Raw genomic sequence first — 12,934 nt, 5'->3', positions numbered from 1 at the left:
ACTCACCTTGATAAGTGGGATGCTTGCTCGTTGTTCTGTCTGCTTTACGACGCGAATCAATCCGCCGCACTTATCGATAAGTGTGGCTGCTTTTCTCAAGCTCTCCAGACGACTTTGGTCTAATGTTAGTGCAATCGAATTGGCGACAATCGATGGACTATCGACAGTTATCTCTTTTTCTCCTCTGAGACCCTAATCATTCATCTCTTAGCGTTCGTCAAACAACAGGGAAATCGACAAGACGATGAAAGATCCCTTTTTAGTTTTAGGGACTTATTGCATAATCGCCGGTTATTATCGGTGTCCGATGTGCTTTCTCTGTGGGTGATGTTCAGTGCGGTTAGCGGCGAGTGACGCGTTGGCAGGGCCCCTGCGCTTTGGGCGATGAATTATTTAGGATCTGTTATGTTGAACCCTTCCCCTTTTGGGTGGATATCCCAATACTTTATTGGTTTCTTTTTTGCTTACGGGGTTTATTTACCGTTTTGGTCATTGTGGTTTGCCGATCAAGGTGTGTCGGCGACGGATATTGGCGTATTAGTCGGGATTGGTTTTGCAACCCGCTGTGTGGCGAATTTACTGTTTACTCCGCGGATCCATAAAGTCGAACATTTGTTACCTGCTTTACGCTGGCTTAGTTTGGCAGCGTTACTATTTATCGCGTTTCACTTTTTTACTGGCGGCAGTTTTTGGCTAATGGCCTTAGCAACGGTGTTATTTAACCTCTGTTGTGGGCCGATTGTTCCGCTTTCTGATGCAATGGCTAATTTTTACGCGAAACATCAATTGCTCGATTACGGACGTTCTCGCTTATGGGGCTCGGTGGCTTTTATTGCTGGATCCACGGTGGTTGGCTATTTGGTGGCGTTATACGGCAGTAGCATGATCCTCTATACCGCCTTATTTGGTGCGGCAATCACTTTGCTGTTCAGTTTACGTAACCCGCAGGTGATGCCTGTTACTGAAAGTCACGCTCACGCTGTGCGCCCTAAATTAACGCAGTTACTGCGTGAATTGCCCGTGATTAAGTTTTTGTTATTAATGGCCTTGATTCAAGGTAGTCACGCTGCCTACTACAGTTTTAGTGCTATTCATTGGAAGCAAGCTGGGCACTCGGAAGCGATCATCGGCTATTTATGGAGCTTGGGTGTGGTCGCTGAGGTTCTGGTGTTCGCCTTAAGTAAGCGTTTATTTGCCGGATGGAGTCTACGAGCCTTGTTCGTGGTTGCTGCACTTGGGGTCATGTTGCGTTGGGGACTGACCGCGTCGACAACGGCGATCATCGCGTTAGTCGCGATTCAGTTGCTGCATGGCGTCACGTTTGCGATGGCGCATATTGCCGCGATTCAATATATTCAACATTCGCCTCAAAATAAAATGGTTGCTTTACAAGCGCTGTACAACGCTATTCCACTTGGTGCGGTTATTGCGTTGCTAACCACGCTCAGTGGCTGGGGATACGATCACTTTGGAGCGGGAGTGTTTTGGGTAATGGCAGCAATGGGGGCTGTAGCACTCTTGATTAAAGTCGAGCTGCCGAGCTCAGTCTTACAAGATGGACAAACGCTTAAAGCCGAGCCTGAAGCACAGAATTGATGCTCAGTGATTGAGTTGTGAGTCTATCCTTTGTTAAATAACCTCTCCTTATGGAGAGGTTTTTATAGGCGCAGGAAAAAGGGTAGCCAATGCATGGATGGATAGTAATCCCAGTTTCGCTGATGTATTTAGGCGTACTATTTTTGATTGCCTGGTATGGCGATAGACAAACGCGTTGGTTAGCGCACTGGCGGCCCTGGATTTACAGTCTATCGATTGCGGTGTATTGCACTTCATGGACCTTTTATGGCACGGTCGGTCAAGCCAGCGCCAATCCTTGGTCTTTTTTACCTATCTATCTTGCACCGATGCTGGTGTTTATTTTCGGTTGGCGGGTATTAGCGCGGCTGATCTTGATTGCTAAACGTGAGCACATTACCTCGATTGCCGATTTTATCGGTGCACGTTACGGCAAGTCGCAAGGGTTAGCCGTCACGGTGACCTTAATCGCGGTTGCCGGAATCTTGCCTTATATCGCTTTGCAGTTACGTGGCATCACCATGGGACTGAATGTGGTTGCTCCGGATTTGTACGCTCAATTTGGCTATCAAGATGACCATATTTCTTGGTTTGTGGTTTGTGGTTTTGGCGTTGGCGTTATTTACCATGTTGTTTGGTACGCGCCATATTGATAATACCGAGCATCATCGTGGCATGATGATGGCAATTGCGTTTGAATCGATAGTGAAATTGGTGGCCTTTTTGGCGGTGGGGTTGTTTGTTGGTTATGTGATTTTTGCTGATCACAGCATCGACGTGTTGGCGATTGCCGAGCAAACGTATCAAGCCCCCAATTGGCCCACATTATTGGTCCATACTCTGTTAACCATGCTGGCGATTATCTGCCTACCACGCCAATTTCATACCATGGTGGTAGAAAATGAGCGACCGCAAGATCTGCACACCGCCCGCTGGCTTTTTCCTCTGTATTTAATGTTGATGGGGTTATTTGTTTTACCGATAGCTTGGGTTGGTCAAGCGCTACTACCTAATGCTCCTGCTGATATGTTAGTGCTGAGTATTCCGATGCACGTCGGGGCTGAGCAGATTGCCTTATTGGCTTTTTTAGGCGGTACTTCGGCTGCGTCGGGGATGGTGATTGTGTCGACGATAGCGTTGGCGATCATGGTTTCGAATGATCTTGTTATGCCTCTGTTGTTACGCCGCATGCGCTTAACACATCGCAACCACCGTCATTTCTCTGGTTTATTGGTGATTATTCGTCGCACACTGATTTTATTATTGCTATTGGGCGCGTGGGGATTTTATCTTGCCCTCGATAGCATTCCTTCTCTGTCTGCGATTGGCTTTCTTTCTTTTTCGGCGATTACCCAATTTGCCCCAGCTTTGCTTGGGGGAATGTACTGGCGAGATGGCAATCGCAAAGGCGTTTATGTGGGGTTAGCGGTTGGGTTCACCTTGTGGCTTATCACTCTCATGAGCGCAACACAAATGCTCGCTGGGGATGCGCAAAATAACGTTTTATTATGGTTGATCACTCCGCCTTCATGGTTATATGAGCTGGGAATGAGTCGCGTCGATTGGGGAATGCTACTCAGCGTATCACTCAATACGCTGTGTTATGTTGTCGTATCGTTAGTGACTCGCTCAAGCTTAAGTGAGCGCTTACAAGCGGCTTCATTTATTGGCACGCCACTGCCTGAAAATGAAAACATGAGCCTCTACCAAAGTCGGGTTACGGTGGCTGAGTTAGAAATGCTTGCGGCGCGTTTTGTCGGACGTTCCCGGGTGCGCAGTGCTTTTGCTCAGTTTTGGGCTCAGCAAAACGTCAGTTTAATGCCTAATCAACAAGCGCCCGCAGGATTGATTCGCCATACAGAACGTGTGCTAGCGGGGGTTTTTGGTGCTTCTTCGGCTAAGTTAGTCCTGACTTCGGCTCTACAGGGCCGAAAAATGCAGTTGGAAGAAGTGGCGACCATCGTTGATGAAGCCTCTGAGCTGTATGATTTTAGTCGGGGTTTGCTACAAGGCGCGATTGAGCATATCGGACAAGGGATTGCGGTAGTCGATAAACAGCTTAGGCTAGTGGCTTGGAACCAACGTTATTTAGAGTTGTTTCATTTTCCTGCAGGGTTAATCCAGGTTGGGCGGCCGATTGCCGATATTATTCGTCATAATGCTCAACAGGGATTATGTGGGCCGGGTGATCCTGAAGATCATGTTCGAAAGCGCGTCGAGTATTTACAACAAGGTTCAAGACATACCTCATCTAGAATGCGCAGTGATGGGCGAGTGATTGAAGTGCAAGGCAATCCGATGCCCGGTGGTGGGTTTGTGATGAGCTTTAGTGATATCACGGTATTTCGCAATGCTGAACGTAACTTAAAAGAGGCCAACGAACACTTGGAAGAGCGAGTGGTTGAGCGGACGCGAGAGTTAGAAAAACTAAACCAACAGTTGGTTGTCGCCACTCAAAAAGCAGAGCGTGAATCACAATCGAAATCGCGTTTCTTAGCCGCGGTGAGCCATGATTTAATGCAGCCATTAAATGCGGCTCGTTTATTTGCATCGTCTTTATCTGAAGTGGCTAAAGAGCAAGAGTCTCAACGGTTAGCGCATCATATCGAAAGCGCACTTAGCGCTGCGGAAGATTTAATTGGTGATTTACTGGATATCTCACGTTTGGAGTCGGGTAAGTTAGATATTCATCAGCATACGTTTCCAATCCATAGCATGTTAACTCATTTACAGGCCGAGTTTAGTGCGTTGGCTAAGCAACAGCAGGTACAATTTCATATGGTGCCGTCTTCGTTATATGTTCAGTCGGATCCGAAGTTACTGCGTCGCGTCATTCAAAATTTTCTCACTAATGCTTTTCGCTATAGTCCGCAAGGGCGAGTCGTACTTGGGGTGCGTCGCAGTCAAACCATGGTGCGTATTGAAGTATGGGATAATGGTTTTGGGATTGCTGAAGATAAACAGCAGGAAATTTTTGAAGAGTTTAATCGCGGTGGGCAGATTCGTTCTGATCAAGGTCTCGGCTTAGGTTTAGCGATATCAAAAGGCATTGCTCAGGCATTAGATCATGCTATTACCATGCGTTCTTGGCCAGGTAAAGGCAGCGTTTTCTCGCTTACTTTACCTCGTTCGCAAGCGATCTCTGTACCAACGCCTAGGCTGAAAGCGACGGAAACGTTATCTGATCTGAGCTATCTGCGAGTGTTATGCGTTGATAATGAGCCGGATATTTTAGTCGGGATGCGACAATTATTAGAGCGTTGGGGCTGTGAGGTAAAAACCGCCGTTGATTTGTTGTCAAGCTTGCAAGCATTAGAACAGCAATGGGTTCCTGATGTTATTTTATCCGACTATCGACTCGATCATGGCCGAACCGGCTTAGAAGTTTTGCAACAGTGCCGCTTAAGGTTAGGCGATTGTTTTTTTGGGGTGATCATCAGTGCTGATCGTAACCCAGACATTGTCGAAGGCATTCAAGCTGGAGGTTTTAGTTTTATGGCTAAGCCAATCAAACCTTTGAAATTGCGTGCTTTATTGAATCAGTGCCGATAAATCATCCTACCCCTGAGTCGTCGGGGGTAGGATGAGTTGACGGAGTGCTCGCGCTACTGGTCGCTATTGATCGTTAATGGCCAACCAATGTCGGTTTGACGGTTAGCTTCCAGTTCCAATTCACTACGAGTGAGCGGATTGTCTTGTAACCACTGTTGATTGATGGTTAACGTTAAATTATCGCCTTGCGCCTCAAGCAGCACTTCAGGCTCTAAGGCCGGATGACGTCGGTGGCTGAGCAGCACCGCCAAACGCAACAAACGTAATAAACGTTTTCCCGTGGTTCCAGAAAGAGCATGCTGCTCGGGTAGTGAGGTCAGTTGTTCTCGGTAACGACGGGTGAGCTCGGCTAAATATTGTTTTTGCGCACGGGTGTAACCGGGTAAATCGAGATGTTGTAGCAAGTACGCGCTGTGCTCGCCCCCTTTGCGAAAATCAATCGATAAACCAATTTCATGCAATTGTGCAGCACTGCGTAATAACATTTCCGCTTGTGGTTCAGGAGCCCAGCTCTCTCCGCCACACTGGGCAAGCAGTCGACTGGCGAGAGTGGCCACCTGTTGAGCGTATTGACGGTCAATCTGATAGCGTTTTTGGATGCTTTGAATGGTGCGAGCGCGGATGTCCTCTTGACGAAGAGTCTCGACCATCTCATAGACTAACCCTTCACGTAACGCGCCACCGGCCAGTGTCATGGCTTCAATATTGAGTGACTCAAAAATAGCGATTAAGATCGATAAGCCGCTCGGAAAGACTAAAGCACGTTCTAAAGTTAAACCTTCAATATCCAATTCTTCAAGGTGATCCGCTAGCATCGCCTGCTTTTGCAAGCGTTTGAGTTTCGGGAGGGTGATGATCTCATCCATCCCTTGCGCCAACATGATCTCTTGTAGCGCTTGAACGGTACCGCTGGCTCCGACGCAGACATTCCAACCCAATTGGCGATAAGTATCCAATATGGGGTCTAGCATTTGCTTTGCCGCATAAATGGCATTGTTAAAGTTACTGGTATTGAGTTGGCGATCTTTAAAATGTCGCTCTAGCCACGTGACACAGCCCATTTTTAAGCTAGTTAACGCATTAGCTTCAAACCCTTCACCAATAATCAACTCTGTGCTAGCACCACCAATATCAACCACTAATCGCCGACCCATTCCTCCAGAGGTATGAGCTACACCTTTATAAATGGTTGCCGCTTCTTCTTCCCCGGTAATGACTTCGATAGGATGACCTAAAATAGCATTTGCTTTTTGCAAGAATTGTTCAGCATTGATGGCCGTACGTAGCGTCGCGGTACCAACAATCTTAATGTGTGGTGCAGGAATGTCTTGTAGGCGTTCGGCAAACAAACTTAAACAATCCCAGCCACGCTGCATCGCTTCTTGACTTAATGCATTCTGTTCATCCAATCCAGCAGCTAAGCGAACCTTGCGTTTAATTTTCGCTAGGGTTTGCACACTGCCATCGACGTGACGAACCACCAACATATGAAAGCTGTTAGAACCTAGGTCGATAGCCGCATAGAGCGGTGAAGAAGTGTGGTGACTCATAGATAAATTACGAATCCTTTTTCGGTCGTGGTGCACGTGGACGACGTTGTGGCTTTCGGTTACCTGAACGTGATCCTGTGGTGTTAGTCCGACGTTGCTGCGATGAAGAACGCAGAGTTAATGGCTTGGGTAAATCAGTCAATAGCGCGGTTGGATCGTAATCCGACATCGGAATCGAGTGCTCAATATACTCTTCAATCGCAGGTAGATTGACGGCGTACTCTTCACAGGCAAAACTGATCGAAGAACCACTTTCTCCCGCTCGACCTGTCCGGCCAATACGGTGGACATAATCTTCGCTATCATCAGGTAAATCATAGTTAAAAACATGAGTTACTAAAGGAATATGCAATCCACGAGCAGCAACATCGGTAGCGACCAAAATGTCTAATTCACCTTGGGTAAATTGTTCTAAGATACGTTCACGTTTTTTCTGGGGTACATCACCAGTCAGTAGACCCACTCGATGTCCGTCAGCGGCTAAACTTCCCCAAACCTGTTCACAGCGATGTTTAGTATTGGCAAAAACAATCGCTTTATCTGGCCATTCTTCTTCAATAATGGTTTGTAAAAGGGCCATTTTATGTTCATTTGAAGGGTAGAACAGCTCTTCTTTAATGCGGTGACCGGTTTTTTGGGTCGCTTCCACGACCACATGCTCTGGATTATGCATGTGCTCAAAGGCCAGTTCCTGAACACGATAAGACAACGTGGCAGAAAAGAGCATATTGAGACGTTCTTTAGGCTCGGGCATACGGCGGAATAAGAAACGGATATCTTTAATAAAGCCTAAATCAAACATCCGATCGGCTTCGTCCAACACAACGGCTTGAATATGGTTAAGGTTGAACGCTTTTTGTTTATAGAAATCGATGATACGTCCGGTGGTACCGATTAATACATCGACGCCTTCTTGAATTTTAGCCAGTTGCTTATCGTAGCTTTCACCACCATACGCTAGCGCGGTTTTTATGCCCGTGGTAGCAATTAATGATTCTGCATCGTTATAAATTTGAATCGCTAATTCACGCGTCGGGGCCATGATGATGGCGCGAGGCTGGTTAGGTTTTCGTCCTTCCGCTTCAGGGGTCGTCAGTAAGTGATTGAAGGTAGCAGTAAGAAACGCAAGGGTTTTACCAGTGCCCGTTTGGGCCTGGCCTGCAATGTCTTGGCCGGTGAGCAGGACCGGCAACGCCAAGGCTTGGATCGGGGTACAATATTCAAACCCTTTTTTATCCAATCCTTCAATGACTTGCGGGTGTAAACCGAAGTCGGCGAACTTTTGCTCTGTGATGTGTGTCTTTTTCATTGCTATAGAATATCAGCTTACACTTGCAATACGGAAGTAAATACATTCCAATAGAGCATCTAATTTACTGGTTGTTATGCAATCAGTTCAGAAAAACACATTGGAGTGGAAGATGAGTGATAAAATTTTGCAGCTTTCTGATGAAAGTTTTGAGAACGATGTGATCAAAGCTGCAGGCCCGGTTCTAGTCGATTTTTGGGCAGAATGGTGCGGACCATGTAAAATGATCGCCCCGATTCTTGATGAAATCGCTGAAGAGTACCAAGGCAAACTCACTATCGGTAAATTGAATATCGACCACAATGCAGGAACGCCACCTAAGTTCGGTATTCGCGGTATTCCTACCCTTCTTTTATTCAAAGATGGTAGTGTTGCAGCAACTAAAGTTGGCGCGTTGTCTAAAACTCAATTGAAAGAGTTTTTGGACGCCAATCTGTAGCGCAAAGTGTAAAACCGCACCTCACGTGCGGTTTTCTTTTGCAAAAAACATTTTCTAGACTACGCTTATTTTTAGTGTTAGTTTATCGCACGTTAATTAAACAAGTGTTCACTTCTTGGTCAATCCTGAGACCAAATCCATCTTAACTAGAAAATAGATCCTATTTTGACTAAACAAGTATCCACCACAATGAATCTAACAGAATTGAAGAGCAGACCTGTGTCTGATCTTGTGAAACTTGGTGAGAGCCTAGGCCTTGAAAACCTCGCGCGTCTAAGAAAACAAGACATCATCTTCGCTATCCTTAAAGCACATGCAAAAGGCGGTGAAGATATTTTTGGCGACGGGGTCTTGGAAATTCTTCAAGACGGTTTTGGTTTCTTACGCAGTGCAGACAGCTCCTACTTGGCTGGCCCTGACGACATCTATGTGTCACCGAGCCAAATTCGTCGCTTTAACTTGCGCACGGGTGACTCGATTGCTGGGAAAATCCGTCCACCCAAAGAAGGTGAACGTTACTTCGCACTGCTTAAAGTGAATACGGTTAACCACGACAAACCTGACAACGCCCGCAACAAAATTCTTTTCGAAAACTTAACACCTTTACATGCTAATGAACGCATGGTGATGGAACGTGGTAATGGTTCTACGGAAGACATTACTGCTCGAGTTCTTGATCTTGCCGCTCCGATTGGTAAAGGACAACGTGGTTTGATTGTTGCTCCGCCAAAAGCGGGTAAGACCATGTTATTGCAAAATATTGCCCAGAGTATTGCTAACAATCACCCTGAGTGTGTTTTGATGGTATTACTGATTGATGAACGCCCAGAAGAAGTCACGGAAATGCAACGCCTTGTTAAAGGTGAAGTGATTGCTTCTACCTTTGATGAACCAGCATCGCGTCACGTACAAGTGGCTGATATGGTAATCGAAAAAGCCAAGCGTTTGGTTGAGCATAAAAAAGATGTCGTTATCTTACTCGACTCCATTACCCGTTTAGCTCGTGCTTACAATACGGTTGTCCCTTCATCAGGTAAAGTACTGACGGGTGGTGTTGACGCTAACGCTTTGCATCGTCCTAAACGTTTCTTTGGTGCAGCGCGTAATGTTGAAGAGGGAGGCAGCTTAACCATTATTGCTACCGCTCTTGTCGATACAGGCTCAAAAATGGATGAAGTGATTTACGAAGAATTTAAAGGGACAGGTAACATGGAACTGCACCTTAATCGTAAAATTGCTGAAAAACGCGTCTTCCCAGCGATAGATTTTAACCGTTCAGGTACGCGCCGCGAAGAGTTGCTCACGAAGACGGATGAGCTGCAAAAAATGTGGATTCTACGTAAGATTGTTCATCCAATGGGTGAAACTGATGCGATGGAATTCCTGATTGATAAGTTGGCAATGACCAAAACCAACGATGAATTCTTTGATGCGATGCGCCGTCAATAAAGTGAAGTAAAATCCTCTAAAACACCACACTATTAGCGTGGTGTTTTTTTTTGGAAAAATCCAACCTCGTAAGCTGATTTTAACTAAATAGACAAAGAGATGGTGGAAAGAGCGCTGAAATAAAGCGCTTTTTTGTTATACTAAGTTCAAGGTAATCAACGACAAGAAAGCTTATGAATTTTAAGGATTTACGTGATTTTATTGACTATCTTGAACAGCGTGGTGAGTTAAAACGCGTTGCTCATCCGGTTGATCCTCATTATGAAATGACCGAAATCAGTGACCGTACACTGCGAGCGGGCGGACCCGCGCTGTTATTTGAAAATCCAATTGGCTATGACTTGCCAGTATTGACCAATTTATTTGGTACTCCCGAACGTGTTGCCATGGGGATGGGCCGAGAAAGTGTACAGGATTTGCGTGAGGTTGGTAAATTGCTCGCTTATCTTAAAGAGCCTGAGCCTCCGCGTGGTTTTAAAGATGCCTTAGATAAGCTGCCCGTTTTCCGGCAAGTACTTAATATGCCCGTTAAGCGTTTACGAAAAGCACCATGCCAACAAATCATCTGGCAGGGTGAACAGGTTAATTTAGATAATATTCCGGTAATGAGCTGTTGGCCTAATGACGTTGCTCCTTTATTAACTTGGGGGTTAACTATTACTCGTGGCCCCAATAAAAAACGTCAGAACTTAGGCATTTACCGTCAACAAAAAATTGCTAAAAATAAAGTTATTATGCGTTGGTTAGCGCATCGTGGTGGTGCACTCGATCTGCGAGATTGGATGGAAACACATCCGGGAGAGCCTTTCCCTATTTCGGTCGCTTTTGGCGCTGATCCTGCAACGATTCTTGGTGCGGTTACTCCGGTGCCTGATACGCTATCTGAATATGCTTTTGCTGGTTTATTACGTGGTAGCAAAACAGAAGTGGTTAAATCGGTGAGTAATGACTTAGAGGTCCCTGCGAGTGCTGAAATTGTCCTTGAAGGTTATATTGACCCTAATGAGTTTGCTGACGAAGGACCTTATGGTGACCATACCGGTTATTACAATGAAGTTGAGCGTCATCACGTCTTTACGGTTACTCATGTAACCATGCGCCAACAACCGATTTATCACAGTACTTACACCGGGCGCCCACCTGATGAGCCTGCCGTGCTAGGGGTTGCATTAAATGAGGTGTTTGTCCCGATACTACAAAAACAGTTTCCTGAAATTGTTGATTTCTATTTGCCTCCGGAAGGTTGCTCGTATCGCATGGCGATAGTCACGATTAAAAAACAATATCCAGGTCATGCTAAGCGAGTAATGATGGGAGTTTGGTCCTTTCTCCGTCAATTTATGTATACGAAGTTTGTGATTGTCTGTGATGAAAGCGTTGATGCTCGAAATTGGTCGTCGGTCATTCAAGCGATGTGTGAGCATATGGATCCGGTTCGCGACAGTTTGATGATTGAAAATACCCCCATCGATTCGCTAGATTTTGCTTCGCCGGTGGTGGGATTGGGTTCTAAAATGGGCTTAGATGCTACTCGTAAATGGCCAGCAGAATCAGTCAGTGATAAACCCAATCCATCCAATACCTTTGCATCGTTAACAGAACAGGACATTACGGTCTTCAAAGAGCAGTATCCACAAGTGATCGATCTGTATTTGCCTGAAAGTGCTCACAATCAATTTGCGCTCGTGGCAATGGAAAAAGCCCAAGCTGGACAATCTCAACGGATACTTGAAGCGGTATGGCAGTTTTTATCTCAGTTTGCTCACGTTAAATTTGTGGTACTTTGTGATGATGATGTTAATGTTCGTGATTGGAATGATGTTATCTGGGCGATTACCACCCGTATGGATCCTGCACGTGATACGGTGAGCGATAAGAATCACAATACCTTTGTCAGTCAGTTAGGTTTCGATGCCACTAATAAATTTGCTGGAGAAGTCGAGCGTGAATGGGGGACTCCGATTAAGAAGGATCCTCAGTTAGTTGCTAAAGTCGATCAAATGTGGCCTTTGTTAAAGATCGATTAACCTATCGCCTGCGTATTTGTCAGGTCTGGTTATCAAACATTCATTATTTTTATCGGTGAAGTCAGTCATCACCTCAGCAAGGATGCCTACCAAGAAAAGGTCGCTGGGGTAAAAGGTTACTGGCTCAGTCTTTTTACGTCATATAGCACTTACTTTGGTTAAGTAAGGAAGAGGAAGTCATGACCATTCAATGTAAAGTGAAGTTGATTCAGCCTTTGGCCAATCATACCTATCAGATTTTACTGCAACCGACTACACCAGTTGCTTTTAAAGCCGGCCAGTACCTTATGGTGGTAATGGGTGAAAAAGATAAGCGGCCTTTCTCAATAGCCAGTAGTCCATGCCGTGATAATGGAGAGCTGGAACTTCATATTGGCGCTGCCGAACATAATGCTTACGCACAGGAAGTGGTGCAGGTTATGCAACAAGTACTTGAACAGCAAGGCGAAGTAACGATCGATGCGCCTCACGGAGAGGCATGGTTACAAGAAGATGCGCAACGACCATTACTCTTGATCGCAGGCGGCACAGGATTTAGTTATGTTCGCTCGATTTTAGATCGCTGTCTAGCACTGGGCAATATCACACCGATTTATCTTTATTGGGGAGCCAGAGATGAAGCGCAGCTCTATGCTTTGCAAGAGCTACAAACGATAACAGATCAATATGCCCATGTTCACTTTGTTCCTGTTGTTGAAAAAGCACCGGCAGAATGGTCAGGCAAAATTGGCAATGTATTACAAGCGGTGATGGCAGATTTTGACTCATTAGCAGAATTTGATATCTATATAGCAGGTAGATTTGATATGGCGGGTGCAGCGAGAGATCAATTTACCCAACATAAACAAGCAATCAGCGAGCGGATGTTCGCCGATGCTTATGCGTTTATATGAGAAAAGACATCGATTGATTAAAACGCGTACAGTGATGTTCAATAATTGGTCGCTTGTGCGTTTTTTAAAGATATTTTGATAAAAAGCACTTGCCAAGCCAAACGAACTCCCTATAATGCGCCCTCACTGACACGGCAGAC

Annotated in this window: 7 protein-coding genes and 1 pseudogene; 6 read left to right on the top strand and 2 right to left on the bottom strand. The window is 45.6% G+C overall.

All coding sequences use genetic code 11. The features are described 5' to 3' along the window. Positions 1–405 precede the first annotated feature (405 nt). Complete coding sequence (locus VIB_RS15530) at positions 406–1,596, top strand: 3-phenylpropionate MFS transporter (RefSeq protein WP_004397317.1); 1,191 nt, start codon at positions 406–408, stop codon at positions 1,594–1,596. An 89-nt stretch (positions 1,597–1,685) separates the two neighbouring features. After that, positions 1,686–5,127, top strand: a pseudogene (locus VIB_RS15525) (hybrid sensor histidine kinase/response regulator). Between the two features lie 53 nt (positions 5,128–5,180). On the opposite strand, the gene gppA reads toward VIB_RS15525, so the two are convergent. Together gppA and rhlB are read right to left on the bottom strand one after the other, a co-directional pair. Next, positions 5,181–6,677 (bottom strand): guanosine-5'-triphosphate,3'-diphosphate diphosphatase, encoded by a 1,497-nt coding sequence (gppA, locus tag VIB_RS15520; protein WP_040905641.1) that lies wholly within the window; start codon positions 6,675–6,677, stop codon positions 5,181–5,183. Between the two features lie 7 nt (positions 6,678–6,684). Further along, the gene (rhlB, locus tag VIB_RS15515; protein WP_004397313.1) at positions 6,685–7,986 is read right to left on the bottom strand and encodes an ATP-dependent RNA helicase RhlB; all 1,302 of its coding nucleotides are present in this window, start codon (positions 7,984–7,986) and stop codon (positions 6,685–6,687) included. 112 nt (positions 7,987–8,098) lie between these two features. Here rhlB and trxA point away from each other — a divergent pair, with 112 nt between their 5' ends. The 4 genes from trxA to fre all read left to right on the top strand — a co-directional run bounded on the left by trxA (position 8,099) and on the right by fre (position 12,794). Further along, positions 8,099–8,425: a thioredoxin TrxA gene (trxA, locus tag VIB_RS15510; protein ID WP_004397310.1), complete on the top strand. Its 327-nt coding sequence runs from the start codon at positions 8,099–8,101 to the stop codon at positions 8,423–8,425. A 189-nt stretch (positions 8,426–8,614) separates the two neighbouring features. Next, positions 8,615–9,874, top strand: a complete 1,260-nt coding sequence (rho, locus tag VIB_RS15505) for a transcription termination factor Rho (RefSeq protein WP_040905638.1) — start codon at positions 8,615–8,617, stop codon at positions 9,872–9,874. 173 nt (positions 9,875–10,047) lie between these two features. Next, positions 10,048–11,901: a 4-hydroxy-3-polyprenylbenzoate decarboxylase gene (gene ubiD / locus VIB_RS15500; protein WP_004397305.1), complete on the top strand. Its 1,854-nt coding sequence runs from the start codon at positions 10,048–10,050 to the stop codon at positions 11,899–11,901. Between the two features lie 179 nt (positions 11,902–12,080). Continuing rightward, entirely contained in the window at positions 12,081–12,794 is a 714-nt protein-coding gene (gene fre, locus VIB_RS15495) for an NAD(P)H-flavin reductase (protein ID WP_004397302.1), read from the top strand. Positions 12,795–12,934: the final 140 nt, after the last annotated feature.

The organism is Vibrio metschnikovii CIP 69.14 (assembly GCF_000176155.1).
GTDB lineage: Bacteria > Pseudomonadota > Gammaproteobacteria > Enterobacterales > Vibrionaceae > Vibrio > Vibrio metschnikovii.
Note: the sequence above shows the minus strand (reverse complement) of the source record. Positions and strands in the feature narration are given on the sequence as shown.

What these genes read in the sequence shown, in the direction of transcription:
- VIB_RS15530 (WP_004397317.1), top strand. Translation starts at nt 406, where the DNA reads ATGTTGAACCCTTCCCCTTTTGGGTGGATATCCCAATACTTTATTGGT.
- gppA (WP_040905641.1), bottom strand. Translation starts at nt 6,677, where the DNA reads ATGAGTCACCACACTTCTTCACCGCTCTATGCGGCTATCGACCTAGGT.
- rhlB (WP_004397313.1), bottom strand. Translation starts at nt 7,986, where the DNA reads ATGAAAAAGACACACATCACAGAGCAAAAGTTCGCCGACTTCGGTTTA.
- trxA (WP_004397310.1), top strand. Translation starts at nt 8,099, where the DNA reads ATGAGTGATAAAATTTTGCAGCTTTCTGATGAAAGTTTTGAGAACGAT.
- rho (WP_040905638.1), top strand. Translation starts at nt 8,615, where the DNA reads ATGAATCTAACAGAATTGAAGAGCAGACCTGTGTCTGATCTTGTGAAA.
- ubiD (WP_004397305.1), top strand. Translation starts at nt 10,048, where the DNA reads ATGAATTTTAAGGATTTACGTGATTTTATTGACTATCTTGAACAGCGT.
- fre (WP_004397302.1), top strand. Translation starts at nt 12,081, where the DNA reads ATGACCATTCAATGTAAAGTGAAGTTGATTCAGCCTTTGGCCAATCAT.